16 protein-coding genes and 1 tRNA gene are annotated in these 20118 nt (G+C 72.5%); 8 read left to right on the top strand and 9 right to left on the bottom strand.

Annotated elements, in window-relative coordinates; translation table 11 throughout:
- Positions 1-22 precede the first annotated feature (22 nt).
- From J7F03_RS26650 to J7F03_RS26675, 6 genes are all read right to left on the bottom strand, one after another.
- Positions 23-2047 (bottom strand): NADPH-dependent 2,4-dienoyl-CoA reductase, encoded by a 2025-nt coding sequence (locus J7F03_RS26650; protein WP_214953760.1) that lies wholly within the window; start codon positions 2045-2047, stop codon positions 23-25.
- 240 nt (positions 2048-2287) lie between these two features.
- Positions 2288-2464, bottom strand: coding sequence for a hypothetical protein (locus J7F03_RS26655; RefSeq protein WP_214953762.1), 177 nt, complete (start codon positions 2462-2464; stop codon positions 2288-2290).
- A 106-nt stretch (positions 2465-2570) separates the two neighbouring features.
- Positions 2571-5597 (bottom strand): glycoside hydrolase family 38 C-terminal domain-containing protein, encoded by a 3027-nt coding sequence (locus tag J7F03_RS26660; RefSeq protein ID WP_214953764.1) that lies wholly within the window; start codon positions 5595-5597, stop codon positions 2571-2573.
- Between the two features lie 76 nt (positions 5598-5673).
- The gene (locus J7F03_RS26665; protein ID WP_251072523.1) at positions 5674-6549 is read right to left on the bottom strand and encodes a carbohydrate ABC transporter permease; all 876 of its coding nucleotides are present in this window, start codon (positions 6547-6549) and stop codon (positions 5674-5676) included.
- Entirely contained in the window at positions 6546-7439 is an 894-nt protein-coding gene (locus J7F03_RS26670) for a carbohydrate ABC transporter permease (RefSeq protein ID WP_214953850.1), read from the bottom strand. Before J7F03_RS26670 ends, J7F03_RS26665 begins: the two co-directional genes overlap by 4 nt.
- 44 nt (positions 7440-7483) lie before the next feature.
- Positions 7484-8812: a sugar ABC transporter substrate-binding protein gene (locus J7F03_RS26675; RefSeq protein WP_214953766.1), complete on the bottom strand. Its 1329-nt coding sequence runs from the start codon at positions 8810-8812 to the stop codon at positions 7484-7486.
- 372 nt (positions 8813-9184) lie between these two features.
- Between J7F03_RS26675 and J7F03_RS26680 the strand changes: the two genes are divergently transcribed.
- Both J7F03_RS26680 and J7F03_RS26685 read left to right on the top strand, forming a co-directional pair.
- Positions 9185-9257, top strand: a tRNA-Cys gene (locus J7F03_RS26680).
- Positions 9258-9259: 2 nt separating this feature from the next.
- Positions 9260-11089 (top strand): hypothetical protein, encoded by a 1830-nt coding sequence (locus tag J7F03_RS26685; protein ID WP_214953768.1) that lies wholly within the window; start codon positions 9260-9262, stop codon positions 11087-11089.
- 70 nt (positions 11090-11159) lie between these two features.
- Here J7F03_RS26685 and J7F03_RS26690 read toward each other — a convergent pair whose 3' ends face one another.
- Positions 11160-11516 (bottom strand): hypothetical protein, encoded by a 357-nt coding sequence (locus tag J7F03_RS26690; protein ID WP_214953770.1) that lies wholly within the window; start codon positions 11514-11516, stop codon positions 11160-11162.
- A gap of 184 nt (positions 11517-11700) precedes the next feature.
- On the opposite strand from J7F03_RS26690, the gene J7F03_RS26695 reads away from it, so the two are divergent.
- Positions 11701-12150 carry a universal stress protein gene (locus J7F03_RS26695; RefSeq protein ID WP_308379977.1) on the top strand — a complete coding sequence of 150 codons (450 nt, stop codon included), beginning with the start codon at positions 11701-11703 and terminating at the stop codon, positions 12148-12150.
- Between the two features lie 53 nt (positions 12151-12203).
- Here J7F03_RS26695 and J7F03_RS26700 read toward each other — a convergent pair whose 3' ends face one another.
- Positions 12204-13142, bottom strand: coding sequence for a serine/threonine dehydratase (locus J7F03_RS26700; protein WP_214953774.1), 939 nt, complete (start codon positions 13140-13142; stop codon positions 12204-12206).
- 80 nt (positions 13143-13222) lie between these two features.
- Positions 13223-13864, bottom strand: a complete 642-nt coding sequence (locus J7F03_RS26705; RefSeq protein WP_214953776.1) for a TetR/AcrR family transcriptional regulator C-terminal domain-containing protein — start codon at positions 13862-13864, stop codon at positions 13223-13225.
- 179 nt (positions 13865-14043) lie between these two features.
- On the opposite strand from J7F03_RS26705, the gene J7F03_RS26710 reads away from it, so the two are divergent.
- From J7F03_RS26710 to J7F03_RS26730, 5 genes are all read left to right on the top strand, one after another.
- On the top strand, positions 14044-15759 hold the full coding sequence (locus J7F03_RS26710; protein WP_308379978.1) for a ricin-type beta-trefoil lectin domain protein: 1716 nt from the start codon (positions 14044-14046) through the stop codon (positions 15757-15759).
- 171 nt (positions 15760-15930) lie between these two features.
- A complete protein-coding gene (locus J7F03_RS26715; protein WP_308379979.1) occupies positions 15931-18174 on the top strand; it encodes an alpha-N-acetylglucosaminidase in 2244 nt (747 codons plus the stop codon).
- A 198-nt stretch (positions 18175-18372) separates the two neighbouring features.
- Complete coding sequence (locus tag J7F03_RS26720; RefSeq protein ID WP_214953780.1) at positions 18373-18663, top strand: hypothetical protein; 291 nt, start codon at positions 18373-18375, stop codon at positions 18661-18663.
- Positions 18664-18774: 111 nt separating this feature from the next.
- The gene (gene sigK, locus J7F03_RS26725; protein ID WP_308379980.1) at positions 18775-19350 is read left to right on the top strand and encodes an ECF RNA polymerase sigma factor SigK; all 576 of its coding nucleotides are present in this window, start codon (positions 18775-18777) and stop codon (positions 19348-19350) included.
- A 31-nt stretch (positions 19351-19381) separates the two neighbouring features.
- Positions 19382-20116 carry an anti-sigma factor domain-containing protein gene (locus J7F03_RS26730; RefSeq protein WP_214953782.1) on the top strand — a complete coding sequence of 245 codons (735 nt, stop codon included), beginning with the start codon at positions 19382-19384 and terminating at the stop codon, positions 20114-20116.
- Positions 20117-20118: the final 2 nt, after the last annotated feature.

The raw sequence follows: 20118 nt of genomic DNA on the forward strand, positions 1-20118 counted from the left end.
CCCCACAGGGGCCTTCCAGGGCCTAGAGAGCCGCGGCCAGTTCCGTACCCTGCCGGATGGCCCGCTTGGCGTCGAGTTCGGCGGCCACGTCCGCGCCGCCGATCAGGTGCGCCTCGATGCCGGCCGCGCGCAGGGCCTCGTACAGGTCGCGGCGCGGTTCCTGGCCGGTGCACAGGACCACGGTGTCCGCGGGTACGAGGCGCTGCTCGCCCCCCACCGTGATGTGCAGGCCCTCGCCGTCGATGCGGTCGTACGCGGCACCCGCGACGGAGACGACCCCGCGGTGCTTGAGCTCCGCGCGGTGGATCCAGCCGGTGGTGGTGCCGAGGCCCGCGCCGACCTTGGTGGTCTTGCGCTGCAGCAGGTGGACCTGGCGCGGCGGGGCGGGCCGCTCGGGGGCGGTGAGGCCGCCGGGGCCGGCGTACGAGGTGTCCACGCCCCAGTGGCGGAAGTAGACCTCGGGGTCCTGGGAGGCGCCCTCGCCGCTGTCGGTGAGGAATTCGGCGACGTCGAAGCCGATGCCGCCCGCGCCGAGGACGGCCACGCGCTCGCCGACCGGGGCGCCGTCGCGCAGGACGTCGAGGTAGCTGAGGACGTTCGGGCCGTCGACGCCCTCGATGTCGGGGGTACGGGGGGTGACGCCGGTGGCGACGACGACCTCGTCGTAGCCGCGCAGGGTCTCGACGTCGGCGCGGGTGTTCAGCTTGACCTCGACCGCGTGCTCGGCGAGCTGGGTGCCGAAGTAGCGGATGGTCTCCTCGAACTCCTCCTTGCCGGGAATGCGGCGGGCGACGTCGAGCTGGCCGCCGATGTGGCCGGAGGCCTCGTAGAGGGTGACGGCGTGGCCGCGGCCGGCGGCGGAGACGGCGCAGGCGAGACCGGCCGGGCCGGCGCCGACGACGGCGACCTTCTTCTTCAACTTGGTCGGGGACAGCGTGAGTTCGGTCTCGTGGCAGGCGCGCGGGTTGACCAGGCAGCTGGTGATCTTGCCGCTGAAGGTGTGGTCGAGGCAGGCCTGGTTGCAGCCGATGCAGGTGTTGATGGTCTCGGAGCGACCGGCGGCGGCCTTGGCGACGAAGTCGGCGTCGGCGAGGAAGGGGCGGGCCAGCGACACCAGGTCGGCGCGGCCGTCGGCGAGCAACTCCTCGGCGATCTCCGGGGTGTTGATGCGGTTGCTGGTGACGAGGGGGACGGAGACCGCGCCCATCAGCCGCTTGGTGACCCAGGTGTAGGCGCCGCGCGGTACGGAGGTGGCGATGGTGGGGATGCGGGCCTCGTGCCAGCCGATACCGGTGTTGATGATGGTGGCGCCGGCGGCCTCGATCTCCTTGGCGAGGCGGACGACCTCGTCGAGGGTGGAGCCGCCGGGGATCAGGTCGAGCATCGAGAGGCGGTAGATGAGGATGAAGTCCTCGCCGACGGCCGCGCGGGTGCGCCGGACGATCTCCAGCGGGAAGCGCACGCGGTTCTCGTACGCGCCGCCCCAGCGGTCGGTGCGCTTGTTGGTGGCGGCGGCGATGAACTCGTTGACCAGGTAGCCCTCGGAGCCCATGATCTCGACGCCGTCGTAGCCGGCCAACTTGGCGAGGCGGGCGGCGCGGACGAAGTCCTCGACCGTGCGCTCGACTTCGGCGTCGGTGAGGGCGTTCGGGACGAAGGGACTGATGGGGGCCTGGAGGGCGCTGGGTGCGACCAGGTCCTTGTGGTAGGCGTAGCGGCCGAAGTGGAGGATCTGCATGGCGATCTTCCCGCCCGCTTCGTGCACCGCCTCGGTGACCACCCGGTGCTCGGCGGCCTCCTCCTCGGTGGTGAGGCGGGCGCCGCCCTCGAAGGGCCGGCCGGCGTCGTTCGGGGCTATGCCCCCGGTGACGATCAGACCGGCTCCGCCTCGGGCGCGCTCGGCGTAGAAGGCGGCGAGGCGCTCGAAGCCGCGCTCGTGCTCTTCGAGGCCGGTGTGCATGGAGCCCATGATCACGCGGTTCGGCAGGGTGGTGAAGCCGAGGTCCAGGGGGCTCAGCAGGTGCGGGTACCGGCTCTGGGAACTCATGAGGGGGCGCCTCCTCGCGCGGGGGTGATGAACCTGTTCTAGCGAGCGGGCGCTTATTTTGCAACTAGGTGCAAAACCCTGGCCGGGGGTCCCCGGGGCCCGTCCGCCCGGCATTCCCGGGACCGCGGGCGCGGCCGGCGGGGACCTGTGGCGGAGCTCACGCCCCGAGACGGGGCAAAAGATCAAGGGATGTCCGCGTTTCCCGGGCGGCCGCGGACTGGGCGCGCGCACGGGACGGACTCAGTCACCCAGCCCGGCCCGGGTCTCGCCGCCGTCGGTGACGAGACCGGCCCCGCCGGACACCAGCATCGCCGCGCCGAACGCTCCGGCCCAGGCGATGACCGGGGCCGGGGAGGCCAGTGCGTCCTTGCCGGGCAGCCGCGACGCACTGGCCGCCCACACCTTCAAAGCGATCACGGCTGGAACATACGGCAGCGGCGCGAGGGCCCCACGCCCGGGCCCTCGCAGGGCGCCCCAGCCGTGTGGGGCGCCCTGCGAGGGCGGTGAGGCCCTGTGGAGGCGGTCAGGCCCTGTGGAGGCGGAGCGTGAGGATCTGGAACGGGCGCAGGGTCAGGGCCACCGCGCCGTCCGGGGTGGGGGCGCCGACGGCCGCGCCCTCCATCGGGCGCTCCAGGAGGTCGCTCTCGACCGCCGCCACCAGGGGGAAGCCCGCCGTCAGGGTGGCGTTCGCCCGGCCGCCGCGGGATTCGTAGAGGCGGACGACGACGTCGCCGCCGCGGTCCTCGGCGAGCTTGACCGATTCGACGACCACCGCGTCGTTGTCGACCGCGACGAGCGGCGCGACCGGCCCCGCGCCGGACAGCACGCGCTCGGGCAGGTTCAGCGCGTGGCCCTCGCGGACCGCGTCGGCGATGGCCGCGCCCGGGGCGAGGGAGAAGCGCAGAGTGTGCGCACCCTGGTCGGTCTCCGGGTCGGGATAGCGCGGGGCCCGCAGGAGGGACAGCCGGATGGTGGTGGTCTGGCCGCCGTCGGCCCGCATGTCGCGGGTCACGTCGTGGCCGTACGTGGAGTCGTTGAGGACGGCGACGCCCCAGCCCGGCTCCTCCGCGTGGATCCAGCGATGCGCGCAGATCTCGAACTTGGCCGCCTCCCAGGAGGTGTTGGTGTGGGTGGCCCGGTAGACGTGCCCGAACTGCGTCTCCGATGCCGAGCGTTCGGCTTTGACGTCCAGCGGGAAAGCCGCCTTGAGGAACTTCTCCGTCTCGTGCCAGTCCACGTCCGAGACGATGTCCACCGCCTTGGCGCCGGCCCTGAGCGTGACCCTCTGGACGACCGAGGAGGAAGAGCCGAAGGAGCGGGCCACCCGCACCGTGGCGTGCGAGGCCCCGGCCTCGGAGACCTCCAGCGCGTCCACGTCCACCAGGTCGGTGACCTTGTTGCGGTAGAACTCGTCGATGTCCCACGCGTCCCACATGTTCGGGAAGTCCGGGTGGATCTGGAGCAGGTTCGCGGCGGCGCCCGGCGCGACCGACTCGCGGCCGGCCTCCAGGTCGTAGGCGGACACGATCAGGCCGCGGCCGTCGATCTCCACGCGCAGGCGCCCGTTGGCGAGGGTCCACCCGCCGTCCGGCCGCTCCCCGACCGTGACGGGGTGCCCGGCGGCCGCCGGCCGTCCCGCCCCGCCGGCCGGGACTCCGCGCCGGGCGTGCGGGGCGCAGTTGAAGACGAGCTGCTCCTCGCCCTCGCCCGCCAGCGCGGTCTGCGCCGTCAGGGTGATCCCGCGCAGTTCCTCCCGCACGCGTGCGTACGTCTCGCGCGCCTCGCGGTGCACCCAGGCGATGGAGGAGCCGGGGAGGATGTCGTGGAACTGGTGGAGCAGCACGGTCTTCCAGATCCGCTCCAGGTCCTCGTACGGGTACGCGTACCCGGGGACCTTCACCGCGGCCGTGGACGCCCACAGTTCGGCCTCGCGCAGCAGCGACTCGCTGTGGCGGTTGCCCTGCTTGGTCTTGGCCTGGGAGGTGTAGGTGCCCCGGTGCAGCTCCAGGTAGAGCTCGCCGGCCCAGACGGGCGCGTCCTCGTACTCGGCGTGCGCCTTCTCGAAGAACGCGTCGGGACGCTCGATCTCCACGCGCGGGGAGCCTTCGAGGTCCCGCTGCCGCTTCGCGCGGGCGAGCTGCTCGCGCGTGGGGCCGCCGCCGCCGTCGCCCCAGCCGAAGGGGGCCAGCGAGCGCGAACCCCGGCCCTTCTCGCGGTAGTTGCGGGCGGCATGCGCCATCTGGGCGCCGCCGAGGTCCGAGTTGTAGGTGTCGACGGGAGGGAAGTGCGTGAAGACGCGGGTGCCGTCGATGCCCTCCCACCAGAAGGTGTGGTGGGGGAACTTGTTGACCTGGGACCAGGAGATCTTCTGGGTCAGAAACCACTTGGAGCCGGAGAGCTTGACGATCTGCGGCATCGCGGCGGTGTAGCCGAAGGAGTCGGGCAGCCAGACGTTCTTCGTCTCGATGCCGAACTCGTCCATGAAGAACTTCTTGCCGTACAGGAATTGGCGGGCCATGGCCTCGCCGCCCACCATGTTGGTGTCGGACTCCACCCACATGCCGCCGACCGGCACGAACTGCCCGTCCGCGATCTTCTTCTTGACCCGCTCGAAGAGCTCGGGCCGGTAGGTCTTGATCCAGTCGAGCTGCTGGGCCTGCGACATGGCGAAGACGAACTCGGGGTGCTCGTCCATCAGGTTGACCATGTTGGACGAGGTCCGCGACACCTTGCGCACCGTCTCGCGCAGCGGCCACAGCCAGGCCGAGTCGATGTGCGCGTGGCCGACCGCGCTGATCCGGTGCGCGGAGGCGTGGGCGGGGGCGGCCAGCGCGGCCACGAGCCGCGCGCGGGCGGCGGCCGCCGTGCCGGGGACGTCGCACAGGTCCACCGCGTCGAGGGCGGAGTCGATGGCGCGCAGGATCTCGTAGCGCCGGGCCTCACCCTCGTCGAGCTGCGTCATCAGGTCGTAGAGGACTTCGAGGTCCTGTACGAGTTCCCAGACCTCGCTCTCGAAGACGGCGAGGTCCATCCGGGCGAGCCGGTAGAGGGGCTGGTCGCCGCTGGTCCGCCTGTCCCCCTCGTACGTGATCGAGTGGTCGACCAGGACCGGGTTGGAGGCGGCCTCGACGTACCACTCGATCCGCTCCCCGCCGACCGCCGGGTCGGCAACGCGCACCCAGTCGTTGTACGGGTTGAGCGCCTTGATCTCTCCGCCGTCGGCGCGGTGGACCAGGCCCTCGCACTGGAAGCCGGGCATCATCCGGTCGAAGCCGAGGTCGAGGACGGCCTCGACCGTACGGCCCGCCCAGTCGGCGGGGACGGCGCCGGTGACCTTGAACCAGGTGGTGCCCCAGGCCGGGCCCCACACGTCTGCGACCGCGCAGGGTTCGTACGGGGCCGCGAGGCCATCGGCGACGGGGACGGGCTCGCCGGGGGCCTCCCAGCGCTCGACGGCCAGCGGGACCGAGCGGGAGTGCACGGCGGGCTTGATGCGCTCCTTGAGGACGCGGCGGAGGCGGTGTTCGGTGATGCTGCGGTCGTCATGCATGACGGCTGCTCCACTCCGGGAGAGGGGGTACGGGGCGAATCGTGCGGACGGTCGGGGGGACGGCGACGGGCTCGGGTCAGGTCTTGACGGCTCCCTCGCCCACGCCCTTGAAGAAGAAGCGCTGGAGGGCGAAGAAGAGGAGCATCATCGGTATCAGCGCCGCCATCGCACCGGCGGCGATGATCCGCTGGTCGCTCACCGTGGTGGCACCGGCCAGGGTCTTCAGGCCGAGCTGGAGCGTGTAGTTGTCGCTGTCGGTCAGCACCAGCAGGGGCCACAGGAAGTCGTCCCAGGCGCCCATGAAGCTGGTGATGCAGACGACGGCCAGCGCTCCCTTGGCGGACGGCAGGAAGACGCGGGTGAAGCGGGTCCACTCGCCCGCACCGTCGATGACCGCGGCCTCCTCGACCTCCCTGGGCACGGAGAGGAAGGCCGATCTCATGATCATGATGTTGAGGACGGAGACGGCGCCGGGCAGCCACACCCCGACGAGGGTGTCGACCAGGCCCATCTCGCGCACCGTGAGGAACATCGAGATCATCACGGACTCGAAGGGGAACATCAGCGTCGCCACCAGCACCGTGAAGACGGTCTTGCGGCCCTTCCAGGCGGCCCGGGAGAGGGCGTAGCCGCCCATGGCCGCGAACAGCATGTTCGAGGTGATGGCGAGCAGCGCCACGGTCAGGGTGTTGCCGACGTACTGGAACAGCGGGAACGACTCGGCGACCCGGAAGTAGTTGTCCAGGGTGGGCCGCGAGGGCAGCACCCCGTCGTACACGTTCTCGGTGCGGCCGCGGATCGATGTCAGGAACTGCCAGACGATCGGCCCGAGCATGATCACGAGCATGAGGAGGAGCGTGGCGTACCGGCCGGCGAGGCCGATCCGGTACCGCCGGGCATCGGCTCCGACGCGCTTGCCCGCCTTCTTCCCGAGGGAGGCCAGGGTGCTCAACTCTCGTCTCCCTTCGACAGACGGCGGCCCAGCAGGCTGAAGACCAGCGTCAGGAGGAACAACAGGATGGAGATGGCGGCCGCGTAGCCGGTCTCGCCGGAGAATCCGAGGCCGACCTGCCGGATGAGGAAGGGCAGGGTACGGGCGCCGCCGCCGGGACCGCCGCTCTCTCCACCGAGGATGTAGATCTCGGTGAAGACGCGGAGCGCGGAGATGGCGGACAGGGTGCCGACGAGCAGCATCATCGGCTTCACCTGGGGGACGGTGATGCTGAAGAAGCGGCGGACCGGACCGGCGCCGTCGATCGCCGCGGCCTCGTAGAGCGAGGTGGAGACGTTCCCGAGGGCCGCCAGGTAGAAGACCATGTAGTAGCCGAGACCCTTCCACACCGTCACGATCATCGCGGAGACCAGCAGCATGGTGCTGTCGGTCAGGAACGGGATCGGCTCGGAGATGATGCTGAGCTTCAGGAACAGCGTGTTGACCAGGCCGTCGCTGCGCAGCACCCACTGCCAGATGAGGCCGACGACGACCGCCGAGGCGATCACCGGGGTGTAGAACGCCGAGCGGAAGAAGCCGATCCCGGGGACCTTCGTCTGGACGAGGACCGCGAGGGCCAGCGGCAGGAACACCAGGCACGGGACGACGACCACGAGGTACAGGACGCTGTTGCCGGTGGCGACCCAGAAGTCGGAGTCGGCGAAGGCGCGGGTGTAGTTGTCGAAGCCGACGAAGCCGCCTCCGCGCAGGATCTGCGCGTCGGTGAAGGAGAGGATCACGGTGTTGACGAACGGCCAGAGGCTGAACAACGACACCATCACCAGGCCCGGGGCGAGGAAGAGGTACGGGGTCCACCATGCGCGATGGCGCAGCCCGGTCTCGGCCTCCATGGCCTGCTTCGCCTTCCTGGCTTGCTCGGCCTGCTTCGCCGCGGTCACTTCCGGCCCGTCTTGGCGAGCAGCTTGTTCGCCTCCTCCTGGGCCTTGCGCACGGCCGTCCTGGCGTCCTGCTCGCCCGTGATGGCCTTCTGCACCTCGCGTACGACCGCGTCACCGACCTGGTTGCTCCACTGGACGGGGGTGTTGGCGTCGAGGCCGGCGCTCTTGAGCTGTTCGGCGCCGACCGCGCGCGCCAGGGTCTCCGCGTCCTTGCCGTCGCCCTTGTCGGAGAAGTACGGGTCGGCCAGGCCGACGGCGTTCGAGGGGTAGATGGTCGCCTTCTTGGAGAACTCGACCTGGTTGGGGCCGTTGGTGACCCACTTGGCGAACTCCGTCGCCGCGTCCAGGTGCTTGCTGTCCTTCTTGATGCCGAGCGACTGGGCGTAGATGCCGATGTGGCCGAGCGTGCCGGTGACGGCGTTCGCGACCTGCGTGCCGGCGTAGATCTGCGGGGCGTTCTGCTTGATGTCCCTGACGAAGCCCGGGGAGCCGGGGCCGAAGACGATCTTGCCACCGCCGTAGAGCTGGTTGATGTCGTCCGACTTGAGCAGGGACTCCTTGGGCATGGCGCCCTTGTCGTACAGGTCCTTCATCCGCTCGACCCACGCGACGGCCTTGGCGGTGTCGAAGGTGAAGGCGTCCTGCTTCTCGTTCAGGATCGGTATGCCCATCTTCTGCCAGTCTCCGGGCAGCCGGCCCTTGGGGTCGGCCATGAAGGCGGAGTACTGGCCGCCGGACCCGGCCGCGATCCGCTCGGCGTAGTCGAAGAACTGCTCGACGGTCGTCGGCGGCTTCGCCGGGTCGAGTCCGGCCTTCTCGAAGAGCTCCTTGTTGTACGTGAGGATCTCCGGGGTCACGTACCAGGGGTACGCGAACACGCTGTCCCCCTTGCCGGGCAGCTTGAACTGCTCCCAGGCGCCGGGCACGTACTCCTTGGCCGTCTCGGGGTCGAGCTTGGCCACGTCGGCGAGCATGCCCCGGTCGGCGAGGAGCTGGAAGCTGTCGGTGGAGAGGTTGACGACGTCGGGGAGGGCGCCGGCCTGGGCGTCGGCGACGAGCTTCTCGTTGTAGCCGTCGCCCGGCACGTCCTCCCACTTGACCTCGACGTCCGGGTACTTCTTCTCGAAGGAGTCGATGACGCCCTGCACGTAGGACGTGAAGACCGGCTTCAGCTGCAGGGTCCGGAACGTGATCCGGCCGGACACCTTGCCGGTCTTCTCCCCCTCCTTCACGTCGGCGGCGCCACCGCTGACGCCGCACGCGGAGGTCGCGAGTAACGTACCGGCCGCCGCGAGTGTGCCGATGGCAATACGCGTCACGTTCATACGGGTCATCGTCGCCGCCTTCGGGGGGAGTTCCGGCCTCGTCGCCGGAGCGCTGCGCCCAAACTCGCCCGAAACCAAGTCCCCGTCAATGAGATCGACCACGGGTGGCAGGTACCCGCACGTCCAGAATTGCGACAAGAGCGTGCCACGCAGTCCGAAAGTCACTCCGTCAACACCACTTGACCTGCACTGATGCGCATTAGTTCACAACGTGTTTGGCGTGATATCGATTCGGTAACGAACCTGCCGTCCCGTCAGGAGTCGACTCCTTATCGCCTGTTCACGAGAGCGGGCACTAATGCGCTTTATCTGGATCGGGCGTTCCGATTCCCGGTGGTGTGCGTGACCTGGGCCGATGTAGATTCGGCGGCACGGCGTGTAGCTCAGCAGCCAGAGCACCGAACTGCACATTCGGAGGGCGCAGGGGCAGGACCTGCCACGCCGGCGATGAACGACGACACGACAGCGCCACCGCGGGTCGCCCCGCCCCTCTGGGCCACCCCCGGTCTGGCGCTCACCCGGCTGCGCCCCTACGAGCGGGAAGCCGCCCGGCTGGCCGGCGTGCCGGGAAACCGGCGCGCCCTCTTCGCGGACGGCCTGACCGGGCCCGGCATCTCCCGGCTGTGGTCGCTCCTGGAGAGCGGACGCTACGAGATCCACGCACCCGAGGAGGCCGCGCTGCTGTGCGTGGCGTGGCTGCTGCGGGCCGACCGCCTGGACGCGGCGGCCGAACTGGCCGCGCTCCTGGACCCGTTCGCCGACCGCCTGCCCTTCACGCCGCGCCCCGAGGCCTCAGGCCCCGAGTACCGCGGCCCCGGGACCACCGGCCCCGAGGTCACCGGCCCGGCCCGCGAAGCGGCCCGGCTGCTCGCGCGGCAGCGGCCGAACCGCGCCGTCGCGGCGCAGCGCGAGGCGCTGACCGTATGGCGGCCCTTCGAGGACGAGTTGCTCTCGTACTGGCTGCGCGCGTACGCGGACGGCGCCCGCGCCCCGCGTCCGGAGGGCGCCGCCCTGCTGGAGCGGTACGGGGCCTTGGCGGCGGCCCATCCCCTGACCGGCCGGCACCGGGACCCCAAGTCGAACGCGGCGATCCTGCGGCGGGCGCTGGAGGAGAGGGTCGCGGGCCGCGAACTGTCGCCCCGGGAAGCGGGGTTGCTCCGCCGCGCCGTCGCGTCGATGGTCGCCAAGCGCGGCCGGCCCGGCTCCCCCGAGCACACCCTGCTGCGACAGGAGCAGGTCCGGCAAGCCGCTCTCCTACGGGGTCCGCTCGCCGGGGCGGAAGGGAACGCCGCGATACCCGGCGCCGAACCGCCGGCGGCTCTGGCGGCGGCCGAGGAGGCCCGGGCGGCGTGGCAGGCCGGGCTGTCCGCCGTCCGCGTGCCGCATGCCGTGGGCGCGGCCCTCGCCCGGGGGTACCACCCCGAGGTCGCCGACCCCGCGCTGCGGACCCTGCTGGCCAAGCTGTACCAGGGTGCCCACCGGTTCTACCACCACCTGCAGGACTTCACCCGCCTCGCGGAGCGCCCCTGGATCCGCGCGGTCGCCGGAGCGCCCGTACGGGAACCGGTGGCGCTGGGCGCCGCGTTGCGACGCCTCGCCGACTTCGCCCTGGAGGCCTCCGCGGAGTCCACCGCCGACCTGAGCCCGCCCCTCGTGACGGGGCTGTCCGCACTGGCCCGGGAGGCCGGGGTCCCCGCGTCGTTCGCCGTGGAGCCGTTCGGCCGCAGCGACCTCGGGATCGTGACCACGGAGGTGCTGTCCGCCGCGCGGGTGGCCGCCGAACTGATGGGTGGGACGCCGTACGAGCGCTACCACGGCATCGACTACGCGACGGTCCGGGACATGGCCGAGTCCGACGACAGGGAGGGATTCGTCCTGCTGTGCTCCGTGCGGGCGGGCCGCCGGGAGCCCGGCGTCCCGTTCGCCGACGGCACGTACTCCCCGGAAGTCACCGCCTACCCCTCGGTGATCGAACAGGTCCGGATCCTCACGGCCTGCAACCTCGCCACCCTCGTCCACGAGATCGGCGCCGCCCCCCGGAGCGGCTGGGACGCCCTCGCCCGGGCCGCCTTCACCGGGGCGACGCGCCGCCGGATGGCCACCCCGAAGCGGACGGCCCGCGCCTGGCGGCACCTGCTGTTCCACCTCTCGATGTGCGACGCGGACCAGCGTGCGGCCGTCCTCGCCTGGATCGACACCCGGACCGCCCGCCTCCCGGCGGGCACGGCCGCCCGGCTCGCCCCACCGGTCGCGGAGCTCCGTCGCGCGATGGCTTAGCGGAGACGGTGGAGCAGGGACGACGTGGCGCGGACGGCGAACGACCACCACCGGGCCGGGCCCGAGGGCCCTACTTCATGCGGTAGTCGGCCTTCTCCGCGAGCTTGCCGTCCTTGAAGCAGAACCGCAGCACCGTGTTGGCGTCGCCGGCGCTGGACACGTACCAGGAGCACTGGCTGTCCGCGGGCTCGGCGGGGCCGCCGTCCTTGAGCGCCGATTCGACGAAGGTCTGGCCCGACGGCAGCTTGGCGCGGACCTCGGTCTCGGAGTCACCGACCTTGACGGCCTCGTACACCTTGGGGTCGACGAGCGTCTTGTCGGCCACGTCGACGACCTTTCCTATCCCGAAGAGCAGGAGCACGAGCACCCCGATCCCCAGCACCACGGCCACCAGGCAGCCGATCAAACATCCATTGCGTCGTGCCACGTCCCGCTCCTCGCACATCCACCGGACGGTTCTCGTCCGTCACCACGACTCTCGCAAGCGGGGGACGTCGCGCGCTGTTCTCCAAAGTCTTCGGCCCGCGCAACGATCGTCGTTCGAGGTCGGACCGGGTGAGGCATGTATACAGGATATGAACGACTATTCGGACGAACTGCGAGGAACCACCGTGAGCCAGAACACCGAGCCTCTGATCGTCGTCGGCGTGGACGGTTCGAACCACTCGAAGCATGCCCTGCGCTGGGGTGTCGCCCAGGCCAAGGCCATCGGCGGCCGGGTGCACGCCGTCATGAGCTGGGAATGGAACACCAACCCCTTCGGCGTCAGCCCGGCGGCAAAGGACCTGCTGGTCACCGCCGAGGAGGCGGCCCGCCAGCGGCTCGCCGACACCGTGGCGGAGGCGGTCGGCACCTCACCCGGCGTTCCGGTCTTCCGCCGGGTGGAGCAGGGCTCGCCCGCGCAGGTGCTGGTGGACGCCTCGAAGGAGGCGGCGCTGACGGTCGTCGGCACCCGCGGCTACGGGGGCGTCAAGGGCGCGCTGCTGGGCTCGGTGAGCCAGCAGGTGGTGCAGTACGCGGCCGGCACGGTCGTCGTGGTCCGCGAGGACGTCTCCGTCTGACGACGGCCACCGCCGCCCCGTTCGCCTTTCTCCCCGAGCTCTTCCGCGAGCTCTCAGGACTGCGCGCGGCCCAGGTCCGCCGGATCCGTGTTCGCACCGCACAGCACCACCGCGACCCGCTCCCCCGGCGGCCGCGGGGCGACCCGCACCGCCGCCAGCGCGGTGGCCGCGCCCGCTTCGACCACGATGCGGTGCTCCTCCCACAGGGCGCGCCGGGCGGCGGTGATCGCCGCGTCCGGGACCAGCACCGACTCGGCGTTCTCCGCCCGTACGGCGACCAGCGCGTCCGCGGACACCCGGGTCGCTCCGAGCGAGTCGGCGGCCACCGAGTCCACGGGGACGTCCACGAGCCGGCCGGCCTCCAGGGCCGCGTTCAGGGCCCGGCAGTTCTCCGGTTCGGCCGCGACCACGCGTACGCCGTGCTCCCGCGCGGCGGCGGCGATCCCGGCGAACAGCCCGCCGCCGCCGACCGCGACGACGACCGTGTCCAGGCCGGGCAGGGCGGTGCGGATCTCGTCGAGCAGGGTCCCGGCGCCCGCCGCGATGAGCGGGTGGTCGTAGGCGTGGCTGCTCAGCGCCCCGCTCCCGGCGGCGAACTCCCGGCAGGCCGCGAGCGCTTCGGCGTACCGGTCGCCGACGAGCCGTACGTCGGCCCCGTAGCCCCGCAGCCGTTCCACCTTGACGCGCGGGGCGGTGGCCGGCAGGAACACGGTGGCGGGCACGGATTCGGCGCGGGCCGCCCAGGCGCAGGCCAGGCCGGCGTTGCCGCCGGAGGCGATGGTGACCCCGGTGTCGGGCAGGGTGCCGGCGGCGCGGTGGGCGGCGAGGAAGTTGCGGGCGCCGCGGGCCTTGAAGGAGCCGGTGTGCTGGAGGTACTCCAGCGCGTACGAGGTCCCCGCCGCGCCCGCCGGTATCACCGTGACGGGCCGTACCGCCCCGGCGATCCGGTCGGCGGCGGCGCGTACGGCGGCGTAGTCGAGCTGCTGTTCCACGGACTCACTCCTCTGTTCACACGCGTGTTCCACGAGGTGACCGGCCGGCACGCGCCGGCGGGCCCTGACGGCCCGGGCCGTCAGGCGCCGGGCCGGGCCGCCTCGATCAGCTGGCGCAGGGCGCCGTAGTACACCTCGTGGTCGGTCAGGGCGGGCAGTACCTCGGCCAGCGCGCCCGAGAGCACCGGGAAGCCGGCCGGGTCCAGGGCGGCGAGCGCCGCGCGCGAGGCGGCGGTGGCGCCGGCCGGGTCCCGGTGGTCGACGAAGGCGGCGCTGCCGAGGGTCAGCAGGTACATCCGCCGGTACACGGTCATCGCCTCGGCGGGGGTCATCCCGGCGGCCACGCTGTCGGCGAGCGCCGGTTCCACGAGCCGGGCGAGCAGCTGCCGTCCGAGCCAGGGGCGGCCGCCGCGCAGGGCCAGCAGCCCGGGGTGGGCCGCGAGCAGGCGGTAGAGGGCGGTGAACCGCTGCTCGGCGGCCTCGGCCCAGTCGGTCCCGGCGGGGATCAGCGGCAGCTGGGCGGCGAGGTGCTCGGTGCAGAGGTCGAGCAGCCCGGCGAGGTCGGCGCAGCGCCGCTGGACGGTGGCGTGCGAGACGTCCAGCCGGTCGGCGAGCGCCCGGAAGCTGAGCGCGGCCGGCCCCTGCTCGTCGAGGATCCGCAGAGCGGCGGCGGCGATCGCCTCGGGTGTCGCGCGGTCCAGGGCCGCTGATCTTCTCGGCATGAGATACATCGTATCAGCCACTGTCACAGCCAGCGTCACCATCCCCGTTGCGACCCCTTCGTGTGACGTCGACTGCGGCCATATTGCTGGTCATTGACTGATAACCCTCGACTTATGTTGACAGCGGGTAGTCACACCGCTGCACTGGCGATCGACAGCCCCCACGTCAAGGAGACTCCGTGCCGCCTCGCCTGCGTGCGTCGCTCCCCTGCCTGACCGCGGCCGCCCTGCTCGCCCTCGCGCTCTGCCCCGCCCCGGCGGCGGCCGAGCCCACGGCGACCTCGGACACCCCGCTCGCTCTCACCCCGCCCATGGGCTGGAACAACTGGGCGCACTACATGTGCGACATCGACGAGGCCAAGGTCGTGGCGAACGCGGACGCGCTGGTCTCCACCGGCCTCGCCGCCAAGGGCTACGACACGGTCACCGTCGACGACTGCTGGATGACCAAGAGCCGCGACGCGGACGGCAACCTCGTCGTCGACACGGACAAGTTCCCGCACGGCATGGCCTGGCTCGGCGAGTACCTGCACGCCAGGAAGCTCAAATTCGGCATCTACCAGGACGCCGGCCACCTCACCTGCGAGCGCTACCCCGGCAGCGGCTTCCCCGAGGGCGGCGGGCCCGACCACTACGCCCGCGACGCCCGGCAGTTCGCGACCTGGGAAGTCGACTACGTCAAGATGGACGGCTGCAATCTGTGGGTGCCCGAGGGCACCACGAAGGAGCAGGCCTACCGCGACGCCTACAACTCCGTGGCCAAGGCGCTGCGCGGGAGCGGGCGCGACATGGTGCTCTCCGCCTCCGCGCCCGCGTACTTCCAACAGGGCGAATGGGGCGGCGCCGACTGGCACAAGGTGCTCGACTGGGTCGGCGAGACCGGCCAGCTGTGGCGCGAGGGCCGGGACATCAAGGTGTACAAGCCGGCCGCGCCGGACACCTCTCGATGGAGCTCGGTCATGGGCAACTACGGCTACAACCGCTGGCTCGGCCGGTACGCGGGCCCCGGCAACTGGAACGACCCCGACTTCCTGATCGCGGGGGCCCCCGGGCTCACCGGGGCGGAGAGCCGCAGCCAGGTCGGCCTGTGGGCCATGATGGCCGCGCCGTTCATCCTGTCCTCGCAGGTCTCCGAGCTCGACCAGGCCGGCCTCGCCGCCCTCGGCAACACCGACCTGATCGCGCTCGACCAGGACCCGATGGGCCGGCAGGGCGCGGTGGTCTCCTCCAACGCCACCTTCGACATCCTGGTGCGGCCGCTCGCGAACGGGGACCGCGCCGTCGCCGTACTCAACCGGTCCGGCGCCGCCCGCTCCATCCGCGTACCGCTCGACGAGATCGGGCTGTCCTCCTGCACGGTCGACGCGAAGGACCTGTGGAGCGGGGAAGTCCGCGAGGTCTCCGGCGCGTTGACCGGCACGCTGGCCGCGCACGACACGGGCGTCTGGCGGCTCACCCCGCGCGCCGGCTGCGCCCCGGCCCTGCCCACCGGCCAGATCACCGGCCAGGGCGCGCGCCAGGGCGCCGCCTGCGCCGACGGTGCGAACACCACCGGAGTCGGCGCCGTGGTGATGGCCGCCTGCACGGGCGCGCCGGACCAGCGCTGGACCCTGGGCCGGGACAACGCCCTGCGCCTGGCCGGCGACTGCCTGACGGCGGGCCCGGACGGGCTCGTGGAGCTGGCCGACTGCTCGTCCGACCACCGGCGCCGCGATCCGGGGCAGGGCTGGAGCCCGCGCCGCGACGGAGCCCTGGTCGACGGGGCGAGCGGGCTCTGCCTGACGGCGCCGGCCCCCGCCGCCGTCCCCGCCGAGCCCGGCAGCCCCGCCGAGCGGCTGCGGCTCACCCCCTGCGGCGACCACCGGGTCGACCAGGTCTGGGCCCTGCCGGTCTGACGGCCCGCGCCCATGGCGAAACAGACGGGTCCCCAGACGGGGAACCAGACGGGCATTCAGCCACCGCCCGAGCCGCCGAGGCCGCCGAGGCCGGCGGAGACGACCGAGACGACCGAGACGAGGACTACGCTTATGCCGGGCCCAACCCCACCACGCGGCCGGGCCGGTCGGGTGAGCCGCCGGGTCACGCTGGCAGCGCTGCCCGCGGCCCTGCTGACCCTGGCGGTCGCCGGAGCCGCCCCCGGGGCCACGGCCCGGGGGACCCAGCCCCCTGCGGCCGCCGGTGCGGGACACGAGGTACGGGACCGGCCGCGGGTCTTCGACGCCTCCCCCGCGCGGGCCTCCCTGGAGCGGCTGCTGCCGAAGCACGCCGGTCAGTTCACGCTGGTGGCGGACCCCGCGGCGACGAAGGACGCCTTCACCGTCTCCGGGACGGCCGGCGCGATCACCATCCGGGGCTCCACCGGCGCCACCCTGCTCACCGGGGTCGGCTGGTACCTCCAGCACGTCGCCGGAGCCGACATCGGCTGGCCCGGCGACAGCATCGGGATGCTGCCCGCCGAGCTGCCCGCGGTGCCCGCGCCGGTCACCCGGACCGCGCTGGTGGCGCACCGGTACGCCCTGAACGACACCGACGACGGGTACACGGGCCCGTACCGCACCTTCGAGGAACACCAACGGCAGATCGACCTGCTCGCCCTGCACGGCATCAACGAGGTGTTCGTGCAGGTCGGCGCCGAGTACCCGTACTACCGGGCGCTCCAGCGCTTCGGCTACACGGCCGAGGAGCTGCGCGAGTGGATCCCGGGCCCCGGCCACCAGAGCTGGTGGCTGCTGCAGAACCTCAGCGGCTTCGGCGGCCCCGTCACCGAGCAGCTGATGAAGGCGCGCGCCGAGTTGGGCGGCCGGATCGCCGAGCAGCTGCGCGGCCTCGGCATGACCCCGGTGCTGCCGGGCTACTTCGGCACCGTGCCGCCCTCCTTCGCGGACCGCAACCCGGGCGCGGTGACCGTGCCGCAGGGCGACTGGGCGGGCTTTGACCGGCCGGACTGGCTGGACCCGGTCTCACCGGTCTTCGCGAAACTGGCCGCCGACTACTACGCCGAGCAGCGGGCGCTCTTCGGGGACAGCACGATGTACCGGATGAGCCCGCTGCACGAAGGCGGGCACACCGGTTCGGTCGATGTGAAGGAGGCCGCCGGGGCCGTGCAGCAGGCGCTGTGGGCGGCCCATCCGGGTGCGCTGTGGGCGGTACTGGGCTGGCAGGACGATCCGACGAAGGAGCTCCTGGCCGGGGTGGACACCTCGAAGCTGCTGATCATGGACGGGCTGTCGGACCGCTACAACCGCCTGGACCGCGAGGTCCGTTGGGGCGGAGCCCCGTACGCGATGGGCAGCATCTACAACTTCGGCGGGCACACGACGGTCGGCGCGAACACCTCGGTGTGGATCGACCGGTTCGGGTCCTGGCGCGCGAAGGCCGACAGCGCGCTGACCGGCATCGCCTACCTGCCGGAGGCCACAGGGACCAACCCGGCGGCCTTCGACCTCTTCACCGACCTCGCGTGGGAGCCGGGCCCGATCGACCAGCAGCGGTGGTTCGCGGACTTCGCGGGCAGGCGTTACGGGCGGCCGGACGCCGAGGCCGCGGCGGCGTGGGAGGAACTGCGCACGGGACCGTACAGCACCTCCTCGGGGCTGTGGTCGGAGTCCCAGGACAGCCTGTTCACGGCCCGGCCGAGCCTGACGGCGCTGGGATCCGCCTACTGGAGCCCCAAGGCGATGCGGTATCCGGCGGGTTCGGTACGCCGCGCCCTGGACCACCTGCTCAAGGTCGACCCGCTGCTGCGCGGCTCCAGCGCCTACCGCTTCGACCTGGTGGACACCGCGCGGCAGGCCCTCGCCAACCACTCCCGGGTGCTGCTGCCGCGCATCAAGGCGGCCTACGAGGCCCGGGATCTGACCCTCTTCCGCGAACTGACCACCGAATGGGCGAACCGGGAGAAGCAGTTGGACGCGCTCGTCGGCTCCGACCCGAACTTCCTGCTCGGCTCCTGGCTGTCGGCGGCCCGCTCGCACGGAGCGGACGAGGCCGAGAAGGACCGCTACGAGTACGACGCCCGCTCGATCCTGAGCGTGTGGGGACGCCAGAGCACCAGCGAGGGCGGCTTCCTGCACGACTACGCGAACCGCGAATGGGCCGGTCTCGTCTCGGAGTTGTACGCGCGGCGTTGGGCGTCCTACTTCGCCTCGCTGGATGAGGCCCTCGTGCTGGAGGCCGCGCCGAGGGCGATCGACTGGCACGCCTTCGAGGAGGAGTGGGCGCGGCTGACCACCCGCCACCCGGACCGGCCGAGCGGGGATCCGTACGTCCTGGCGGCCAGGGTCGCGGCCACCCTGCCCAAGGTGGAATGACCGGAACCCCGGCCGCGGTGGAGATCGCCGAATGATCTGATCTTCACCCTCCCGTGGGAATCCCCCCACCCTCGCGAGGGAGCCGCGAGCCGAGCTCCAGCCGCAAGGGCGGAGCGCTGGGTTCACTGGCGGAAATCGATCAGGGGCGGCCTCCGGAACTACCGGCGGCCGCCCCTTCCGACGCCGGGAGCGCCCGCCATGTCCGAACCCGTCCCGACGCCGCCCTCCGCCGCCCTGGAGCCCCCGGCACTCCTCGCCGCCGGTGCCCGCGACCTCGCCCCCGACCGGTTACGCCGGTCCGCGGACCGGGCGCGGGACCCCGCGCACCGCTCGGACCCGTGGGCGCTGCTCGCCGACGGGGTCGTGGAGCTGCGCAAGCGCGGGGAGATCGCCATGAGCCGCCGGACGGGGACGGCCGGCAGCGCGGAGAGCCACCTCGTGACCATGGCCCGGCGGGCCGCCGAGCGGGCCGGCCGCCCCCGCGCGTGAGCGAGCCCTTCCGGGGCGGGTTGCGGCCAATCCGGTGGCGCGACGGCTCCGAATGGCTGACAAGGAGTGCGACCACCGAGGAATGCCGGTGGATCGCGGAGGATCGGTGCCGTGGATGACGAGACACGGACCGGGGAGAGCGAGCGTCTGTCCGTCCAGCTCGGCCGGGTCGCCGAGGGGGACGAGGCCGCCTTCGTCCGCGTGTACGAGGCGGTCAGCGGATCGGTACTTGGAGTGGCGCAGGCCGTGCTGCGGGACCGGGCCCAAGCGGAGGAGGTGACCCAGGAGGTGCTGGTGGAGGTGTGGCGCACCGCCGGGCGCTACCGCGCCGACCGGGGCACGGTGCGCGCCTGGGTGCTGACGATCGCCCACCGCCGGGCGGTGGACCGGGTGCGCTCCGCGCAGGCGGCCGCCGACCGGGAGCGGCGGGCGGCCCTGCTGGAGGCGGCGCTGCCGGAGTTCGACGAGGTGAGCGAGGCGGCGATCGACCACGAGGAGCGGGAGCGGGTGCGGCACTGCCTGGCGTCGCTGACCGAGATCCAGCGCCAGGCGGTGGCCTTGGCGTACTACCGGGGCCTGACCTGCGCAGAGGTCGCGCGGACGCTGTCGGTTCCGCTCGGTACCGTGAAGACACGGCTGCGGGACGGCCTGCTGCGGCTGCGGACGTGTCTCGGGGTCTCGGCATGAGGATCAGGTCCGGAATCGGGGTGAGCCGCTGATGAGCGTGCACGAGGACACCGGGGCGTACGTCCTGGACGCGCTGGCCCCGGCGGAGCGGACCGCCTTCGAGGCGCATCTGGAGTCGTGCCCCGAGTGCGCCCGGGAGGTACGGGACTTCGCGGCCACGGCGGCCCTGCTGGGCCGGGCCGTGGCCGTGGAACCGCCGCCGGAACTCCGGGAGGCGGTGCTGCGCCGCGTCCGCGCGGAGCCGCGGCCCGAGCCGATGGCACGGATCCCCGCGCGCCGGCCCTGGCCGCGCTGGGCCCTGGCGGCCTGCCTCGCGGCGGCGGCCGGGCTCGGCGGTGTCGCGGCCTGGCAGTACCAGCGGGCGGACGACGCCCGGCAGTCCGAGTACCGGGCGCGGGCCCGGGCCGAGGCGCTGACCGGGGTGCTGACGGCCCCCGACGCCCGGCTGGTGGTGGGCCGCGGGGCCGGCGGCGCGACGGGCACCGTCGTGGTCTCCCGGGACCGGGACCGGGCGGTGTTCGTGGCCGCCGGGATGGCGGCCGCGCCTGCCGGGCGGGCGTACCAGCTGTGGTTCGCCGACCCGGCGGGTGCCATGCGGCCGGCGGGGCTGCTGGATCCGGCCCGGCCGGACGCCCCGGCACTGCTGATCGGCACCGTGGGCGCGGCCACCGGGGTCGGGCTCACGCTGGAACCGGCGGGCGGTTCGGCCGCTCCGACGACGAAGCCGCTGATGCTGCTGGCGCTCCCGGCGCGCGGGGCGGCGTAGCG

It is taken from the genome of Streptomyces sp. ISL-43, assembly GCF_018614195.1.
In the GTDB taxonomy this organism is placed as follows: Bacteria; Actinomycetota; Actinomycetes; order Streptomycetales; family Streptomycetaceae; genus Streptomyces.